Here is a 17418-nt window from a genome sequence, read left to right as displayed (position 1 = left end):
CGAGGTAATTAGCGCGGCGTGCTTAGGCGGCGTGGCGCTGGGTAGGAGCAACAACCTTGATGACGGCAGAGTCATCTTCCGCGGCGAGGCCCTGCGCCTGACCGAGCAGGAAGAGCTGTTCGGCTGCCGCGGCCACGGGAGCAGCCAATCCGGCGGCGCGGGCGGCCTTGCCAACAATCCCCATGTCCTTGACGAAGATGTCCAAACGGCTCAGAACTTCGGCGCCTTCCTCGGAGTAGGCCTCCAGGATGCGGGGGCCACGGTTGGAGAGCATGAAGGAACCGGCGGCGCCGGCTTCGAGCGCAGTCAGGGTCTTTGCCTGATCCAGGCCCAGGGCATCGGCCAGCGCGAGCGCCTCGGCGGCCGCGGCAATGTGAACGCCGCAGAGGAGCTGGTTGACGGTTTTGAGCGCCTGACCGTCGCCGGGGTTATCTCCCACGATCGAGAGCGTGGACGCCAGTAGTTCCAGCACCGGTGCCGCCTGACGCTGAGCGTCCGGTGTGGCGCCAACAACGATCAGCAGATCACCCTCGCCGGCACGCACGGGGCCGCCGGACAGCGGCGCGTCAACAAGTTCCACGCCAAATTCGGCGAGGCGGGCCACCGTCGAGGGAATGGCTTCGGTTCCCACGGTGCTCGTGAGAATCACAACGGAGCCCTTGGCCAACACGGGAGCAACGCCGTTTGCGCCGAACAAAACCTCGTTGAGCTGCTCGCCATTGCGGACCGCCAGCAGAAGGGCGTCGACGCCGCGGGCCGCGGCCTGGGCGGAATCAAAGGTACGGATGCCGGCTTCTTCAGCGAGCTTGAGGCGCGGCTCGGCAATGTCGAAGCCGTGGACGGTCAGCTGTGAGGCGAGACGGGTGGCCATGGGCAGTCCCATGGCGCCCAGGCCCAGGACGGCGACGGTGTAATCGGTGTTCATGGTGATCTCCTTGAAAGTAATGATTTAGAAGGTGTCGCTGAGCTTGCGGGTGACGGCGGCCAAGGACTGGTCGTCGCCAACATTGCCGGCGAAGACAATGTAAGGAATGCCGGCGGCCGGGCCATCAACGGGTTCCCAGAGGGAGACGATGCCCGGGAGCATGGGGCCGCGGACAATCGCGTGGCGAATCTCCAGCCCATGGGCGGCCACGTCCGAGGAGGTGATGCCGCCCTTGGCAATGACAAAGCGCGGGGGAGTGGACTTGAGCGTCTGGTTGACCACGTCGACAACGGCGGCCGAGACGGTGCGGGCGATCTTCAGGCTCGCCGCAGCATCGTCGGACTTAATGAGTAGGCGGCTCGTATGAACAATCACGTCTCCCGTCGCCAAGGCGCGGGCAATGTCGCGCACGACGTCGGACACATGGCTTGCGCCGTCGTCGGACAGGAGCTTTTCAACGTCGATCTCAACGATGCGGGCTGAGCCATGTTCCTCGGTGAGGGCCTTGAGCTGACGGGTCGTGACGCCCACGTGTGAGCCCACCACGATCAGCCCGCCGCGAGCGGAACCGGCGGGGACGGTGCGGTTGGCATGGAAGATCTCCTCCGTGGCCAAGGGCGCGTGGATCTCCTGACCGATGCGGGCGCGAACAAACGGCGGGCCCACACGGTAGATGAAGGACTTGCCGCGGCGCTCGGATTCCTCCAAGCCCAGAGCCAGGACGCGTAGATCGTTTTCCGTGACGGCGTCGACCACGATCGGGGTGGACTCGGTGGCGGGGTCAAGGGCATCGGCAATGGCCATGGCGCCGGCCTCGGGTGTGCCGCGGCGGATCAAGGGCAAGTCAAGTGTGATGACGCGTGCGGCGGGAATGCGGCCGTGGGACTTTTCTTCGACGTAGTCCGCCAGTGATGAGTGGGAGAAGCCGAAGCTGGCGTCCTTGGCAAACTCGGTGTCGGCCACGGGGATGAGGCTGCCGTGCTCGCCGCGGGTGTAGTGCACACCGCCAATCGTGATGCGGCCGGCGTCGGGGAAGGCCGGGACGATGACAACGCCATCGACGGAGCCGGCATTTTCGGCGCTCAGCGTCGCGGCGATGGTGTCCGGCTCGAGGGGAAAGTGCCCGCGAAGGGTGGAGTCGCTGCGGCTCACGAAGCCCACGGAGATGCCGGCTGCTCGGGCAGACGTCAAAGCGTTCACAACGATCTCTTGATTGCGGGCCTGGGCCTCGGCGGGATCAAGGCTGCGCGTATTGGTGAGAACATACACGGCCTTGGCAAGAGCGCCGTCGATCCTGTGCCCAAAGACCCAATCGAAGTCCGCGACGTCCCAGCGGGTCAGGACCGGCAGGCCTGCAACAGACTGAGTTCCTGTGGGGTCGTCGTCGAGCACAATGAGCACGCGATTGGATGCGGCTACCTTGGCCGAGACAAGTTCCGCAGGCACATTGACCTCGGCCGGGTAGGCGGCCAGGAGTTCGGATTCAAGAATCATTGCTTCACACCTCGTTGTGGGGACATATATTTGTAAGATGTCTGACATCTAACATTTGAATGTTATTGTGGCACACGACACGTCAACCGTGCAAGTTGATGCCGGAAGGGCGAACACGAAGGCCCTAAACTGTAGTTTCAACCGTGTGAGGAAAGGGAACCATGGCACGCAAGTCATTGACCGATGTAGTGGCTGATGATCTGCTGGACCGCATCGTCGCCGGTGAGTTCTTGCCTGACTCGCTTGTCCCTGGTGAGCTGGAGTTGAGCTCGCAGCACGAGGTCAGCCGGATGACCGTCCGTGAAGCCATGAAAACCCTCGTTGCGCAGCGCATTCTCCGCGTAGAGCGAGGCCGCGGAACATTCGTCAATCCGCTGGGGAGTTGGGGCTCGCTCAATGCGGTGCTCCGGGCAGTTTCCGAAGGGGAAGATGACGCCGTCGTTGCTGTTCAACTCATTGAGCTGCGGCGCATGTTGGAAACCGGCGCCTGCGAATTGGCAGCCGCACGCATCTCCGAGGACGACCTCGAACGCTTGGGGGAGCAACTCTCCCTCATGAAGGCAGCACATGAAGCGGCAGACGTACCGGCGTTTGTCTCCTCCGACCTGACCTTCCATGACATTATCTTGCAGGCCTCGGGAAATATCTTCGTAGCGGTCCTGTTCGAACCCCTGCATCGCATCCTGGAGAGCCGACGCGCTGAAACTTCGCAGGTGCCTCAGATCCAGAGCAACGCTATTGCCATGCACGAGGCCATCTTAAATGCCCTCACCACGGGCCAGCCGGAAGCGGCCCGCGTCGCCATGGATAACCACATGAGCCAAACTCTGGACGACCTCAAGAGTTACGTGCTGCGCTCGCAGTAAGGGATCCGGCCCAGCCGCGACGTATGGAGTTGGGATTGTGAGCGTTCGCTAAACTGTCCACTATGTCTCTGGAACTCTTCCCGCCCGTGCGTCTCCCGTGGTGGAAAAAGTTGTTCCGCAAGCCACTGTTTTGGGCGCTGATCTGCGCTGTGCTGGCCTTGCCCTGGTATCTCAACGGGAACGGCATGGAGCTACTGCCCTTCCTTCTCACCCTGGTGGGCGGGTGGCTGTGCGGCTTTGCGTTCGTGAATTTCACGCTCGGCATCCAGCGCACCTGGTGGGGTGTGCTTCTTCATGCGGTTGTGGCCGTCGTTGCAGCTCTGCTGCTCCACTGGGTGGTGTTTAACGGCAGCAGTTTCCTCAAGACCCTTCCCGAGCAACTTCGTGCGGTGCTGTTCTGCGTTCAGATGGGGGCTATCCCCGGAGTGGGGTGGATCTGGCTCGGCTTGCTCAGTCGCATCACATCAGTCGTAGCTAAGCCTGCGAAAACAGCAAAAGTTACGCGGCTTGCGCCTGGCTGGGAAGATACAAGCCCTGGAACGCGAGTGCAGTTCTGGGCCCTTCCCATGAGCATGCGCACCTTAACCTGGGCAATTGTCGGGATGTGCGTGCTTGGCGGCGGGCTGGCGTTCTTGCTCATGATCGCCTTTGACTCGTTCTTGTTGAGGTTTGGCAGTGCCAAGCTCTTCATCATCGTCTTTGGTGTATTGATCGCGCTCCCTGGCTACTACCTGTTCAGGACTATTCTCGGCCGCAAAACAACCAGGCATACTGTCAGCTTTGCCAAGGATCGAATGACCATCGAGACCGAATCCAACATCACCACGATCCCGTATGTTGACTTAGAGCGCCTCATCTGGCGCAACGCCAGTGACTATGCCCGAATGGAAGTGCGCGGTGGCGCGCACACACTGAGCCTTCTTGTTGGCATGGCGCGGACACCAAAAACAGTTCTGCCCCAACTCCCACCGCTGTCGCAACAGACTATCCAGAGGCTGATCAACGCTGGCATGGAGAAGCAGCCGAGCCGTCGTCCCGGCGTGACCATCCTTGTGGTCGATCCCTCGGCGCGGCACAGTGATAGAGCAAAAATTCGGGAGCGCTCTTGATGCGACGGGCCCCGATGCCCACTCGCCAACGCCTTGAGTTCGGCTGGGCTATTGCCGGTGCCAGTGTTCTTGCGGCGGTGCTGATCTGGGCGTTGTGGGTCCTGCCGATCAGCCGCTCCATCGAGTCTGCCACCCCGGCGGCCATTGGAAGCTCTGTTGTCTACGAGGTCGAGAAGGGTAAAACGGCTGGTATCTGGACCAGCGGGCGATCCTCCTGGCTCGGTACCGTGAGCTGCACGGTCGAGGGACCCGATGGAGGGAGTCCGGGCGTGCTCAATGTGCGCGGTCTCAGTTGGGAAGACACCCTGTGGTGGATGACCCGGCGCTCAGGTTTTGAGCAGACTCGCTGGTTTACAGCAACAAGTTCGGGGAACCACACCATCACATGCCGCGATTCGCTGGACACATACGAGGGCGAGTATCTCCTGGCCAAGAGTGCTGCAGGGAGTGGAGACCTTGGTCTGGGGCGCAGCGGTGGCGTGAGGTACGCGAAATCGGAAATTCTGGCGATGTCGGCCGTATTTACCCCGCTCTTAGCGATCATGCTGATTCCCATCATGACGATTCAGACGCTGCGTGTGCGTTGGAGTCGCCGGAAATCAGAGAAATCTTAGAAAATGCGCCAATAGGTGTGGTGCATCAGGGAGATTTCGGCTTCGGAGATGACTGACTCCGCGGTCAGTGGGCAGATAACGCCCTTTAGAAAGTTCTAAACGGCGTTATCTGGCGGGTCAATGAAGGGAAGCGGCGGGTGAGGGGCGCGCCGTCGTACTTTGGCGGGAAAACGCAAAAGGTAGGCCTGCCGCGTGACAGATTCTCCTCGTGGCGGGTTCTCTGAGTCTGGTCTTGGACGCACATGAGGGTGGTTTCCCTGCCGGCACCGGACAGGAAACCACCCTCACAACGTGTAGCTCAATGACTAGGCTGAGGTCAGTCGCGCGGCCTCGGTCAGCCAGCCAACAACAGCTCCGGGATCGTCGGAGGTTCCGCCGTCGACGCCTAGCTCAAGAGCCTGCTGAACATCCTCGAGCGAGCGTAGCGGCCAGACGTGAACCTGGTAGCCAGCCTCGTGGAGACGGTTCACTTCTTCGGCCGTGAGGCCCTCGAAGCCGCAGTAGAAGGAGCTGGCTTCGATGGTCTCAAGGATTCCATCGAGGCCGCCTTCATGCTTGAGTGCATCTTCGTACTTGCTGACGATCAAACCGCGGGGGATCGAGGGTGCGTGCTCGCGCAGCAGCAGGAGCGCCTCGACCTGGAAGCTCGTGAAGCGAATGCGCGCCGCATCCTCCGGTCGGCTCAGCACCAGCTTGGCCAGTTCCGGAACAGCCGCCGGGTCTTTGATCTCTACCTGAAGCTCAACGCTCGTGGCGTCCAAGACCTCGTTGAAGGTCAAGGTGGGCTCGCCGGAATCAAGCAAAACGGTTCCGAGTTCATCGAAATCGAGCTCGGCCACGGGTGTGTCCGTCAACGGGCCGGGCTCGCCGGCCACGCGCGCCAAGGTGGCGTCGTGCAGGACGATCGGAACGCCGTCGCGCGTGATGCGAATGTCGAGTTCCAGCTCCGTGGCCCCGCTACGCTCGGCGAGCAGGAAGGAGGCGATGCTGTTTTCTGGGGAGTGGGCCAATGCGCCGCGGTGACCCACGATCGCGAAAGTTTGAGTCTGCATACTAGGCAACCTTTTCGTTGTACTTAGTGCGGATGGAGTCGGCGCCGCGGCTGAGGTTTTGTGCGGCGGCCTTCATGACCTTTTCGCTGGAGTCGTTCTTGACGTACAGCTTCTGGATGACGTCCTTCATCTCGGTGATGCCGTTGTTGACGTACTTTCGCACGTGGTCCGGGCCCTGGGCGATCTCGAGCTGGTCAACGGCCACCTTGTAGTTGGGGTTCTTGGCCATCAAGGACGTCACGGTGGGGGAGGTCAGTGCGGCCGCGGTCGCGGGTAGGTAACCGGTCTTGGTGGTCCAGGTCGAGGATGCTTCCTCAGCGGCCAGGAACTTGAGCAGTTCAACGGCCGCAGCCTTGCGGACAGGGTCAGCGTTGCGCATGATCGAGAGCCCGCTGCCGCCGGTGGGGACACCCGCGTGGAGGCCCTTGGGCAGGAATCCGGTGCCGAACTCGAACTTGGCGTCCTTGGCCAGGCCGGTCAGGCCGCCCGTGGACTGGGTGATGCTGGCGACCTGGCCGTTGGTGAAGTCGGTGACGAAGCTCTGGGCGAGGTAGGCGCTCTTGTCGTCGTGCACCATGGCGCGGTCGAATTCCGCGGCGGCGATGGACTCGGGAGTGTCCAGCTTGACGTCCAATCCCTGCGAGATGGATCCGCCGAAGGCCCAGAGTAGACCGCTGAAGTACCAGTCGTCGGCGCCGTTGAGTGCGCGCATCTTGACCGACTTGCCCTTGTATTGCAGGCCAGCCAATTCCTGACCCCAGCCACGGTACTCATCCCAGGTGGCGGGTGCGCGATCCGGCAGCCCGGCAGCGGAGAAGATTTCCTTGTTGTAGTAAAACAACGGGGTGGAGCGGGCGAAGGGCACCCAGTACGACTCGTCCCGCACCACGCCTTCCGCATAGAACCGAGGGTGGTACGTCTCGGGGCTGAAGCCTGCGCCGTGGTGGGAATTGAGCGGTTCTAGGGTGTCGTTGAGGAAGTAGCGGTTCCACGTGACGTCGGAGAGCACGGCGATCTCGGGGACCTGCTTGGCCTGCAACCCAGCTGTCAGCTTTTCCGAGACGCCGTCGTATCCGTCAAATTGCTGGATTTCCGCGTAAATCTCGGTCTGCGATTCGTTGAACGACTTGATTAGCTGCGCCAGAACCTCACCGTTGTTTCCGGCCCAGGGACTCCACAGTACGACGGCGGTCCTCCCGGAATACTGTGCCGGCACCTTGACCCCGGGCTGGGAATAGACGGGAACGCTTGCCTGCGCTCCACCGTTTCCGTTGCCGCAGGCCGAGAGGAGCGGCAGAGAGAGTGCTGCCATGCCGAGCCCGCCGAGGAAGCGGCGTCGGCTGAAGTTGTTGGCAACGGTTGCGGGCTGAGGGTGACTATTCATGATGTTTTCCTTGAGATGATCTCGAGTGGGTTTGCGAGGTGGGAAAGCAGGGGATGAAAACTTGGGGGTCATCGTTTGACGACGGTGCCGGCCAGACCGGCCACGATGAAGCGTTGCGCGAAGAGGAAGAGCAGGAGCATGGGAACAACCACCAGAACTGTTCCGGCCATAATGACGCCCCAATCGTTCATGCCCTCGGTTTGCTTGAGGTACATCAAGCCGATGGGCATGGTGCGCATCTCGACCGTGTTGGTGACGAGCATGGGCCAGATGAATTCGTTCCAGTCATCGATGACGGCAATCAACGCAACCGTGACTACGGCCGGGATCGACATAGGGAGCACAAAGCTGAACAAGCGGCGTAGGTGACCTGCGCCGTCGAGCTCCGCAGCCTCCATGACCTCGGCGGGGAGCGAGAGGAAATGCTGGCGGAGCAGGAAGGTTCCGAAGGCCGATCCCAAGCCGGGGAGGATGATTCCGGCGTAGGAATTGATGAGTCCCAGATTGCCGATCGTGATGTAGTTGATCAACAAGGTCACATGCCCCGGCACCATCAAGGCGCCCAGGATGCCTAGGAACATCCACTTCTTGCCTGGGAACTGCAGGAAAGCGAAGGCGTAGGCCGTGCAGATCGCCATGCTCACCTTGACCGTTGCCCCGATCGTGGTGATGACGATCGAGTTCGTGAAGAAGCGGCCAAAGGGTGCGGCGGCAAAGGCGCTCGAGAAGTTGTCCCAGGTAAAGGTCTCGGGCCAAAAGTTCAGCGGCCATTGGTAGATATCGCTATTGGGTTTGAACGCGGCGGTGAGCATCCAGTACGCCGGGATGAGGAAGACCAGGCCAACCAGGGACAAGACGAGGATGGTCCACCAAGGGGTGCGCCGCCGTCGTACTTCTTGAGACGAGATGGCACGCGGGAGGGTGGGAGCGTTCATCAGTAGTGCACCTTCCTTTCGGAGTAGCGCAGTTGGACGGCGGTGACGCAGAGCAGGATGACAAACATGAGCACCGAGGCGGCGGCCGCATATCCGGCGTCGAAGGATTGGAAGCCCTGCTCGTAAATGAACCAGCTAAGGGTGGTGGTGGATCCCGCGGGCCCGCCGCCTGTCATCATGGCGATCAGATCGAACGACTGGAAGGCGCTGATGATCTGCGTGATGGTCAGGAAGAAGGTCGTCGGTGAGAGCAGCGGCATGATCACGTGACGGAAGATCTGCAGGCGAGTCGCGCCGTCGAGCTTGGCGGCCTCCTGAATGTCGTGGGGGATGCCCTGCAAGGCTGCGAGGTACACGATCGCGACGAAGCCGACGCCTTTCCAGATGGCCACGATGATCAGCGCCGGCAGGGCCCACGCGGAATCGGTGGTCCAGCTGGGCGAATCGACCCCGAAGAGGGCGAAGGCGGCGCGGGATAGTCCGAAGTTGGGGTCGAAAATGAACAGCCAGATGGCGGCAACCGCGGCACCGGAGATGACGTGGGGGCTGAAGGCCATGGCGGTGACGGCCGGCGTTCCCGGTGCGCGGAGGCTAAAGAGGAACGCGAGCACCAGTCCCAGCGCCAGGCTCAAAATAACGACGGCGGATACCCAGACCAGGGTTCGGCCCATCACGTCTAGGAAGTCCGGATCGGTAAATAGCCGGGTGTAGTTGTCCAGGCCAATGAACAGGGGAGTGGGAGCCACCATGTCCCAGCTGGTCAGGCTTAGGAATATGTTTCCAATGACCGGCCAGTAGGCGAAAACCGCAATCAGAATCATATTGGGGAAGGCCAGCAAGGCAAAGAGCGCGTAGGACTTTCTGTTGCGCTTCTTGCGGACCGCTGAGACGGTGGTGCGTTGTGGCTGGTCCGGCTCGAGAGGAGGCGGAGTTGTCCGCCGTTGGATCGGAGGTGCTGAGGTTACAGTCATGGCCGTGAGGCTCTCCAAAATATCAATTTGCTGTGATAGTCACACTTTCAAGACAAATACTGACACGCGAATTGTGAAAGCGACAAACACTGTGATGGGTTTGAATACCGGAATCTCAGAAGGGCGTTTTGAGGTGAAAGCCGCGTATTTACTGTAATTTTGAGCGGTTTCGCATGGCTTGAACTGGGCATTTGTGGCTACCGTTTTTGTGGGCTTTGAACAAGTTTTGCCCAAGGTTCAGCAAGCGTTAATCTCTATTTGAATGATATAAATATCAGGTATTGATTTCCTTCTGTCACCACCCGGGAGAGTGTTCCCGGTTCTCACAAATAAGGAGGCATAGTGACCCAGAGGATCATCAGAAGTGCACGGCAGGAACGGCTGCACGGCATTCTGGAAACCCTTTTAGAAGACAAGAGTGCATCACCGCAGAGCCTGGCCGCGCGCTTTGACGTGTCGGTCATGACGATGCATCGGGATTTGGATGAGATGCAGCGGCGTGGTTTGCTCCGGAAGATTCACGGCGGTGTTGTCGTTGAGCGCACCCGCAGTCACGAGATTGCGGCGTCTCTGCGTTCCGGCGTTGCCGTGCCGCAGAAGCTGGTACTTGCCGCGGCAGCAGCCAAATATGTCAACGATGGTGACGTCATCATGCTGGATGACTCCACTACGGTGGCGGGAATGATCCCGCACCTTTCAGAGCTGGAAGATCTGCGCGTCGTGACCAACTATTTGCCTGCCCTGGCAGATCTTGCAGCTCATGGCGACATTGCCGTGCAGGCTATTGGCGGTGACTACGACCATGCGCATGAATCATTCCTCGGGATTGGCGCGGTTCAAGCGGTTCGAGCGTTGCGGGTCGATACCGTGTTCTTTTCCGGAACCAGCGCCGATCTCGCGGGTAGTTACCACCAAGAGGAAAAGATCGTAGCGCTGAAGGCACAGATGCTGGCCAGCGCGCGCAACCGCGTGATGCTCATGGACAGCTCAAAATTCGGTCATGACTCCCTGCATCTCATGACGGCGTGGCAAGACGTAGACCGGCTGATCACCGACGACGGTCTCAGCCAGGAGTTGCTGGAAGGGCTGCAGGCCCAGGGCGTCACTGTTGAAGTTGTTTCGGTTTCACATGAAGGAGAAAGCTAGTGTTGCAGGCAGTCTTTTGGGATATGGACGGCACCATCGTGGATACGGAACCGTTCTGGTTCATTGCCCAACACAAGCTCGCCGCAGAATTTGGTGTGTCGTGGACGGAAGAGCAAGCAAAGCTTCTGATCGGAAGCGCCCTGTCCAACTCGGCCAAGGTCATGCAGGATGCCGGTATTGATATGGGCATCGATGACATCATCAGCACGCTCACGGCATCGGTTCAGAACCAGGTGACGGCGGATGTCATCTGGCGTCCGGGAGCTAAAGAGTTGCTGGCCGAACTTCGTGAACAGTGCATTCCCTGTGTCCTGGTCACCATGAGTCACCATCCCTTGGCAGCAGAAGTACTGAGTCACTTGCCGGAAGGCACCTTTGAATTCATGATCACGGGGGATATGGTCACGCAGGGCAAGCCTCATCCCGAACCGTACTTGATGGCCGCCGAACTGCTCGGCAAGACCGTCGAGAACCTGTCCATCAATCGGTGCGTCGCCATTGAAGATTCCCGTCCGGGCCTTGCATCGGCTCACGCCTCAGGCGCTGTCGCACTGGGCGTTCCCAACTTGGTCACGTTGATGGAATCCCCAGGACTAACACTCTGGCCTACCTTGGGCGGTATGACCGTCGCGGATCTTCAGGGTTTGGTTGAAGAGCGGGCGCTGGTGTCAGGGCGAAACTGAATCACCGAGGAAGCCACAGCAGAGATGGCGTTGGCTCCTTGTTCATGGCTGAAGCCGCGGGTGCAGACGGCCAAGATAAGGTGTGATTCCGTCCCCGGCTCGCCAATGTATGCAACGTCGTGATGGATGCCATCCACCCATCCGGATTTGCTGCCCCACACGGTATGAGCGGGAAGCTGCGTGGCGATGACGGGGAATTCTTGCTGGCCCAGAACCTCGCGGATGAATGCCGTGCTACTTGCCGAATAGTCGGTTCCGGCCAGAGCATGCTGCATGATGATGGCGAGGTCATGAGCCGAGGCTTCGTGAGTGAATCCTTGGTCTCGTGCAACGTGGTCGCTGATCAGGCGTTCCATTTTGGCATACTGGGTGCCGCAGTGTTGTAGTTCCTCGGTCACCGCGTCTAGACCGACCAGATCAATCACCATGTTGGTCGCGGCATTTGAGGAAACGTAGATCATACGGCCTAGCGCCTGCGCCAAGGTGATGTCCGTACCGGCCTCTGACATTCCGTTGTCCTGCTCGACCAAGTCAAATGTGAAATTACCTGCTCCGGGGATACGGCTTGGGAAGGTGTTTCTGACCGTTACGAGTTGAGTGAGGTCTAACTTATGAGTGTCGACAAGACGCATAGCCGCCAAGAGCACGGCTAGCTTTATGGTGCTTGCCGCGTAGTACGGTTCGTCCGGGTTATGGGAAGCAATAACAGACCCATTCCAGTCAAGTGCCACAAAAGATATAGACGATGCGCCATCAGCGTAGGGCGATTGTATGCTCAAAGGACGTTTCTACTTTCTGTTCACGTTCATGAGGACTTCATGCTTTCTTCAGCCCGTCTTGCTGCTCTCCTGCAGGTTGCTCAATCCGGAACAATCGCAGGGGCCGCGAAAGTCCTTCGGCTGACACCCTCGGCAGTCTCGCATCATATTTCTACCTTAGAAAAGGAACTAGATACGAAACTCCTCGAGCGTGGTGCTCGGGGAGTTCAACTGACGGCGGCCGGAGCTAGATTAGCTGAGTACAGCGAATCCATTATGGGGTTGATGGCACAGGCCGAAACAGAAACCCGCGAGCTGGGAACAGGCGCCGCGGGACAGCTCAACCTAGGCTTCTTTGCGTCTGCCGGACTCCAGCTAGTTCCCAATGCCTTGTCTAGATTCATTCGGGAACGTCCCAGCGTAAGTTTGAACCTCATCCAGGGTCAACCTTTCGAACTTGTTCCACGGTTACTCAGTCGAGAACTTGATGTTGCTGTGGTCTTTAGTTATTCAACCTCGCCCAAGGCCTACCAGCGCCCTGGCGGGAATCCAGCACTCCGCTATGAAGACCTCCTGCACGAGTCCCACTTCCTTGCTGTACCCCCAAGTTACCGGCCCATGCGCCGCGGACCAGTCAACATTTCGGACCTTGCGGAACAGCCGTGGATCGCAACCCAAGGTATGGAGAACGAGGCAGCCTTGGTGGACAGGTTATGTGCCACGGCCGGATACTCACCTCGAGTTCGTTGCCGCACCGATTACTACGAGGTTGCCTTGGGTATGGTGTCGGCCGATGTGGGCTTCGCTCTGATTCCCGGGATGAGTTTGATCCCGTGGTCTCTGGCCCAGACGCGTGGGATCAGGCTTTCTAAGCTGACCACCACGCATCCGGCCGGAAGAACCATTCAAATCGCCACCCGCGCCGGTAATCCGAACCCGCTGGTTGATGCCATTGTGGCTCAATTGCGGCATTCGGCTATCGAAGTCGGGCAGGAGATTGAACGGCTCGAGACGGCCATTTGACCCCTACCTGGATCTGGCAACGAAGGTACCGGCCGAGGTGCCGGTCAGCACTCCATGCTGCAGAGCCCGACGGCCAGCAATAAAGACGTGCTCAATGCCAGTCGGCGGCAGCAGGGAATCCACGAATGTTGCTTGGTCGCTGACCGTGTGAGGATCAAAGATCGTCACATCAGCGATGTTGCCTGGTGCCAGGATACCGCGCTCATTCAGTCCGAATCGTTGGGCGGGTAGTGCCGTCATACGGTGGACTGCTTCTTCGAGCTCTAGGACCTGTAAGTCACGAACGTAGCGTCCCAGAATACGGGCAAATGTTCCTGCCCAGCGGGGATGCGGTTTGCCGTCCTTGGGGACACCGTCAGAGCCAACCATAGTTCCGGGGTGAGCTAACACGCGCTGCATATCGGCTTCCTCCATGGAGTGGGAAATGATCGTCACATGCCCGCCCGTTGAAATGAGCAGATCAGCAACGAAGTCCACGGCATCCTGCCCAGCCCGAGCTGCCAAGGCGGCAACAGAGATGCCTTGCGTTTCCGTCCGACCCGGGGCTGTCGCCACATCGATCCGGTCCCAACCGCCATTTCCAACGGTGTTCTCCCAGCTAGGGATCCCGCCGGCAATGTCGGCACGCATTCTATTGCGGGCGGCTGGATCATGGAGTCGGCGGAGCAGCGCGCCCATGCCGCCTTCAAACGACCACGGCGGCAGCATGGCGTGAAGATGCGTGCTCGCAGCGACGTAGGGGTAGACATCGCAGGTGACATCCAGTCCTTCCCTCCTTGCCGCATCCATCGTGGCAAGCGTCTGGACACTGCGTCCGTGACTAAACTTCCCCGCTGTCTTGTGGTGGGAGACGTGCAACGACGTGCCTGACTGCCGTGCAATATGTAGAGCCTCTTCGAGGGCTTCCTCGACATACTGCATTTCATCACGTAGATGAGTCACATACGGCACGCCGTGACGAGCCGAGATCTTCCCAAGATGAATGAGTTCATCCGTTCCGGCATAGGTGCCCGGCGGGTAGATTAGTCCGGAGGACCAGCCAACTGCGCCACCGTCCAAAGCGGAACTAAGAAGCCGTTCCATTGTGGCGATTTCAAGGACGGTGGCTTCTCGCTGCTCGAAACCCATGACCGCGGCTCGCAGACTGGAATGGCCCACAAGCGAGGAAATATTGTTGAAACGGCCGGAATCATTTTGGCGCTGAGCATATTCTTCAATGTCGTCGCAAACGGGGATGCCGTTGCCGAAGAGCGTGGCCGTGAATTCGGCCAGAGCATCGACCTGTTTCTCCGTATCCGCGCCGGGGAACACCGAATACCCGCAGTTGCCAGCGATTTCTAAGGTGGCACCCTGCATGACCGCTGCTAGGGCCAACGGGCCAGTATTGGACTTCCCTGCATACTGTGAACGGATAGTGGTTGCATCAGAATGCGTGTGGACATCGATGAAGCCCGGAGATACCACGAGACCTGTGGCATCGACAAGGACCGCGTCCTTGGAAACAGCTGCCGGCTCAACCATTGTCCCGTTGACGATGCCAATGTCAGCGCGACGTGCAGGTCTGCCCGTGCCGTCAACAATGCTGCCGCCCTTGATCAGATATGACTCGCCCATCTAAGCGACTCGTGAGAGGAAGTCTCGGGTACGCTGATGAACCGGGTTTTGCAGGACCTCTTGCGGAGTCCCTTGTTCAACAATGACACCATCAGCCATGAAGATGACCCTGTCGGCAACGGTTTTGGCGAATTCCATTTCATGGGTCACCACAACCATGGTCATGCCAGTTTGAGCCAGCCTCTTCATGACGGTGAGAACTTCGCCCACCAATTCCGGATCGAGCGCTGAGGTTGGCTCGTCGAAGAGCATGAGGCTCGGCTCCATGGCCAAGGCGCGGGCAATTGCCACGCGCTGTTGCTGTCCACCGGAAAGCTGGCCAGGGTAGTGGTTCTCTCGTTCGCTCAGTCCAACTTTTGCCAGCAGTTCAGTTGCGACCGCGGTGGCGGCAGCTTTGCCTTGCTTCTTGATTCTCCACGGCCCTTCGACAACGTTCTCTAGCGCCGTCATATGCGGGAAGAGGTTGAATCGCTGGAAGACCATGCCAATCCTTTGCCGTTGCTGGCGCAGACTCTCGTAACTTCGCTCCATCAACGAGCCATCTGGCTGTTCGATGTATCCGAGAAGTTCGCCGTTGACGTGAATACGCCCGGAATCGATCTTCTCTAGCTGGTTCAAGCAACGCAGGAGCGTGGTTTTTCCTGAGCCTGAAGGGCCGATAATGCAGATAACTTCGCCAGGTTCGACGGAGAGCGAAATGCCTTTGAGAATTTCATTAGTACCGAAACTCTTCCTGACGGCCTGGGTCTGGACGATGGGCCCGGTCATGGTGTGGTCTTCTTTCGTTGGCCGGGAAGTGCGAGATTCTTGATGACTTTGCTCTTGACGGTGATGCTGGCGTCAAAACCCTTTGAATAGCGCTTTTCGAGGAAGTACTGACCAATCGTGGCAATCGTGGTCAAGAGCAAGTACCAAATGGACGCGACGATGAGCATGGAGATGACTTCAAAGTTGCCCAAGTAGATTCGTTGTACCACTGTCAAGAGATCTGCGCCGGCGATGATGGACACCAAAGATGTCGTCTTCAGCATAGAGATGAATTGGTTGCCCGTCGGCGGCAAGATGATTCGCATCGCTTGGGGGAGAACCACTCGAAGCATGATGTTCCGTCGCGGCATGCCCATGGCTTCGGCAGCTTCACGCTGACCGGGGTCAACGGCCAGGATTCCCGCACGAATGATCTGGGACATGTAGGCGCCTTCATTGATGGCAAGACCCAACAGCCCCGCGATAAAGGGGGTAATGATGGAAGCTTCCACACCGAAGAGTTTTGGACCGCCAAAGGGAATGCCCAGTTCAAGCCGCGGGAAGATGATGCCCAAGTTGAACCAGAAGAGAAGCTGGACGAGCAGCGGCGTTCCACGGAAGAACCATGAATATGCCCCAGCGACATAGCGCATGACCTTGTTTGGGGAGAGCTGCATGACGGCCACGAGCAGACCGATGAGTACACCGGCAACCATCGAGATGACACTCAAGGCAATCGTGACGCCCAGACCCTCGAGGACAGGGCCATCGAGGAAGAAGTCGACCACAATATCCCAGTGGATATTGGGTGCCATGAAGAGGGTATAGGCCACCCACACGGCGAAGACGAGTGCTGCAATGCCGCCTGCGAGTCTGCCCCAAGAGGGGCGCTTACGGGCGTTTAGGGGAATTACTTCTTCTTGAATCAAGGTGGCCTCGCGGCTCGCGGGGCTACTTACCATCATTGAGCGTTGCTTCCTTGACGCCCGCATCAGCAACGTCGTACTTTTCGAGCAGCTTCTGGTATTCGCCGTTGTCCATCAGTTCCTGCAGAGCAGCCTTGATCGCGGCGGTGAGCTCAGTGTTCTTCTTGTCGATCGCTATGCCCCAGGGGCCAGCGTCGTACTGCTCCGGCAGAACTTCATAAGTTCCGGCCTTCGCTGCGAGCTGCTTGGCGACCGGGTAGTCAACAACGGTGGCGATGGCACGGTTTGTGTCGATCTGGAGGAGGCCCGTGGGAGCGTCCTCGGATTCCGAGATGGTCATCGGGGTTTCGCACTCGTCCTTGGAGTAGTTTTCAAGGATGGCCAAGTTTGAGGAACCCTTGGCACCAACAATCTTCTTGCCGCAGAGGTCAGCGATGCCCGTGATGCCCTCGGGATTGCCCTTCTTGACCATGATGGCGCCGCCGGCCATGAAGTAGTCAACGAAGTTCACGGCGTTGCGACGCTTCTCCGTGTCACTCATGGATGAGATGGCAAGGTCCCACTGCTTGGACTGGAGTCCCGGGATCAAGCCAGGGAAGGAGGAATTGGTGATCTGGAATTTCAGGTCCAGCTGCTTGGCGATCAAGGCGCCCAATTCGGGGTCAACGCCAATGAGTTCCTGAGTTCCCTCTTTGTACATTTCCATGGGAGGGTAACCCTCGGCCGTGGCAACCTTCAAAACACCAGCCGCTTTAAGATCTGCAGGAACCAGGCTGGCTGCCGACTGCCCGGTCTCGTTGCTTACTACCGTGTCCTTAGCGGGATTTGTGTCACCGGAACGACCGCATCCTGTGGTGAGTACCAGCAGTGAAACTGCGCTGAGCGTAAGCGCGGTGCGAGCGATCTTATTGATTCTGGTCTTCATCGGAGATCTCCATCCAAACAGGTAATGGTCGGGGCCTACGCGGGTAACGTGGGTCACCCATTGACGTTGCCTTAGATCGTATGGATTCCAAAGTTGTGAATCAATGAATCGAATGGATTAGATGTCAGTCATCAATATTCTTGATGTCTGAGGAGATGGCTCAGGGGAGACAATTTGGCATGAATTTGGGTGTCAATCGATCAAAATGATCCGCGATCTCGGGGTTTTTGAAATGTGGAGTTTCAA

17 protein-coding genes are annotated in these 17418 nt (G+C 59.0%); 6 read left to right on the top strand and 11 right to left on the bottom strand.

Going from position 1 to position 17418, the window contains the following annotated elements:
* Nucleotides 1–22: 22 nt before the first annotated feature.
* On the bottom strand, nucleotides 23–925 hold the full coding sequence (locus CVS30_RS04615; protein WP_110484161.1) for an NAD(P)-dependent oxidoreductase: 903 nt from the start codon (nucleotides 923–925) through the stop codon (nucleotides 23–25).
* A gap of 24 nt (nucleotides 926–949) precedes the next feature.
* The gene (locus tag CVS30_RS04610) at nucleotides 950–2419 is read right to left on the bottom strand and encodes a four-carbon acid sugar kinase family protein (protein ID WP_110484160.1); all 1470 of its coding nucleotides are present in this window, start codon (nucleotides 2417–2419) and stop codon (nucleotides 950–952) included.
* Between the two features lie 161 nt (nucleotides 2420–2580).
* On the opposite strand from CVS30_RS04610, the gene CVS30_RS04605 reads away from it, so the two are divergent.
* The 3 genes from CVS30_RS04605 (at nucleotide 2581) to CVS30_RS04595 (ending at nucleotide 5008) form a co-directional block, all read left to right on the top strand.
* Nucleotides 2581–3285 (top strand): FadR/GntR family transcriptional regulator, encoded by a 705-nt coding sequence (locus CVS30_RS04605; protein ID WP_110484159.1) that lies wholly within the window; start codon nucleotides 2581–2583, stop codon nucleotides 3283–3285.
* Nucleotides 3286–3347: 62 nt separating this feature from the next.
* Nucleotides 3348–4394, top strand: a complete 1047-nt coding sequence (locus CVS30_RS04600; RefSeq protein ID WP_110484158.1) for a hypothetical protein — start codon at nucleotides 3348–3350, stop codon at nucleotides 4392–4394.
* A 14-nt stretch (nucleotides 4395–4408) separates the two neighbouring features.
* Nucleotides 4409–5008, top strand: a complete 600-nt coding sequence (locus CVS30_RS04595; protein WP_110484157.1) for a hypothetical protein — start codon at nucleotides 4409–4411, stop codon at nucleotides 5006–5008.
* A gap of 305 nt (nucleotides 5009–5313) precedes the next feature.
* Here the strand turns inward: CVS30_RS04595 and CVS30_RS04590 are convergent, their stop codons facing one another.
* The 4 genes from CVS30_RS04590 to CVS30_RS04575 all read right to left on the bottom strand — a co-directional run bounded on the left by CVS30_RS04590 (nucleotide 5314) and on the right by CVS30_RS04575 (nucleotide 9350).
* Complete coding sequence (locus tag CVS30_RS04590; RefSeq protein ID WP_220033860.1) at nucleotides 5314–6060, bottom strand: glycerophosphodiester phosphodiesterase; 747 nt, start codon at nucleotides 6058–6060, stop codon at nucleotides 5314–5316.
* Between the two features lies 1 nt (nucleotide 6061).
* Entirely contained in the window at nucleotides 6062–7444 is a 1383-nt protein-coding gene (locus CVS30_RS04585; protein ID WP_110484155.1) for an ABC transporter substrate-binding protein, read from the bottom strand.
* Nucleotides 7445–7512: 68 nt separating this feature from the next.
* The gene (locus CVS30_RS04580; protein WP_110484154.1) at nucleotides 7513–8379 is read right to left on the bottom strand and encodes a carbohydrate ABC transporter permease; all 867 of its coding nucleotides are present in this window, start codon (nucleotides 8377–8379) and stop codon (nucleotides 7513–7515) included.
* A complete protein-coding gene (locus CVS30_RS04575) occupies nucleotides 8379–9350 on the bottom strand; it encodes a carbohydrate ABC transporter permease (protein WP_110484153.1) in 972 nt (323 codons plus the stop codon). The genes CVS30_RS04580 and CVS30_RS04575 overlap by 1 nt, the downstream gene beginning before the upstream one ends.
* A 342-nt stretch (nucleotides 9351–9692) precedes the next feature.
* On the opposite strand from CVS30_RS04575, the gene CVS30_RS04570 reads away from it, so the two are divergent.
* Both CVS30_RS04570 and CVS30_RS04565 read left to right on the top strand, forming a co-directional pair.
* On the top strand, nucleotides 9693–10496 hold the full coding sequence (locus CVS30_RS04570) for a DeoR/GlpR family DNA-binding transcription regulator (RefSeq protein WP_220033859.1): 804 nt from the start codon (nucleotides 9693–9695) through the stop codon (nucleotides 10494–10496).
* Nucleotides 10496–11179, top strand: a complete 684-nt coding sequence (locus CVS30_RS04565) for an HAD family hydrolase (protein ID WP_245934434.1) — start codon at nucleotides 10496–10498, stop codon at nucleotides 11177–11179. The genes CVS30_RS04570 and CVS30_RS04565 overlap by 1 nt, the downstream gene beginning before the upstream one ends.
* On the opposite strand, the gene CVS30_RS04560 is transcribed toward CVS30_RS04565, so the two are convergent.
* Nucleotides 11134–11910 (bottom strand): serine hydrolase, encoded by a 777-nt coding sequence (locus CVS30_RS04560; RefSeq protein ID WP_181419685.1) that lies wholly within the window; start codon nucleotides 11908–11910, stop codon nucleotides 11134–11136. The genes CVS30_RS04565 and CVS30_RS04560 overlap by 46 nt on opposite strands.
* Before the next feature lie 87 nt (nucleotides 11911–11997).
* Here CVS30_RS04560 and CVS30_RS04550 point away from each other — a divergent pair, with 87 nt between their 5' ends.
* Nucleotides 11998–12960: a LysR family transcriptional regulator gene (locus CVS30_RS04550; protein ID WP_181419684.1), complete on the top strand. Its 963-nt coding sequence runs from the start codon at nucleotides 11998–12000 to the stop codon at nucleotides 12958–12960.
* Nucleotides 12961–12963: 3 nt separating this feature from the next.
* Here the strand turns inward: CVS30_RS04550 and CVS30_RS04545 are convergent, their stop codons facing one another.
* Genes CVS30_RS04545 through CVS30_RS04530 form a run of 4 tightly spaced genes read right to left on the bottom strand, consistent with a single transcriptional unit; the run spans nucleotide 12964 to nucleotide 17172 of the window.
* Nucleotides 12964–14574: an N-acyl-D-amino-acid deacylase family protein gene (locus CVS30_RS04545; protein WP_110484151.1), complete on the bottom strand. Its 1611-nt coding sequence runs from the start codon at nucleotides 14572–14574 to the stop codon at nucleotides 12964–12966.
* Nucleotides 14575–15342: an amino acid ABC transporter ATP-binding protein gene (locus CVS30_RS04540; RefSeq protein ID WP_110484150.1), complete on the bottom strand. Its 768-nt coding sequence runs from the start codon at nucleotides 15340–15342 to the stop codon at nucleotides 14575–14577.
* Nucleotides 15339–16286 carry an amino acid ABC transporter permease gene (locus CVS30_RS04535; protein WP_220033858.1) on the bottom strand — a complete coding sequence of 316 codons (948 nt, stop codon included), beginning with the start codon at nucleotides 16284–16286 and terminating at the stop codon, nucleotides 15339–15341. The genes CVS30_RS04540 and CVS30_RS04535 overlap by 4 nt, the downstream gene beginning before the upstream one ends.
* Nucleotides 16273–17172, bottom strand: a complete 900-nt coding sequence (locus tag CVS30_RS04530) for an ABC transporter substrate-binding protein (RefSeq protein WP_110484149.1) — start codon at nucleotides 17170–17172, stop codon at nucleotides 16273–16275. Before CVS30_RS04530 ends, CVS30_RS04535 begins: the two co-directional genes overlap by 14 nt.
* Nucleotides 17173–17418: the final 246 nt, after the last annotated feature.

The sequence above is a fragment of the Arthrobacter psychrolactophilus genome, from assembly GCF_003219795.1.
Lineage (GTDB): Bacteria > Actinomycetota > Actinomycetes > Actinomycetales > Micrococcaceae > Specibacter > Specibacter psychrolactophilus.
This window is presented reverse-complemented; position numbering and strand designations above follow the sequence as displayed.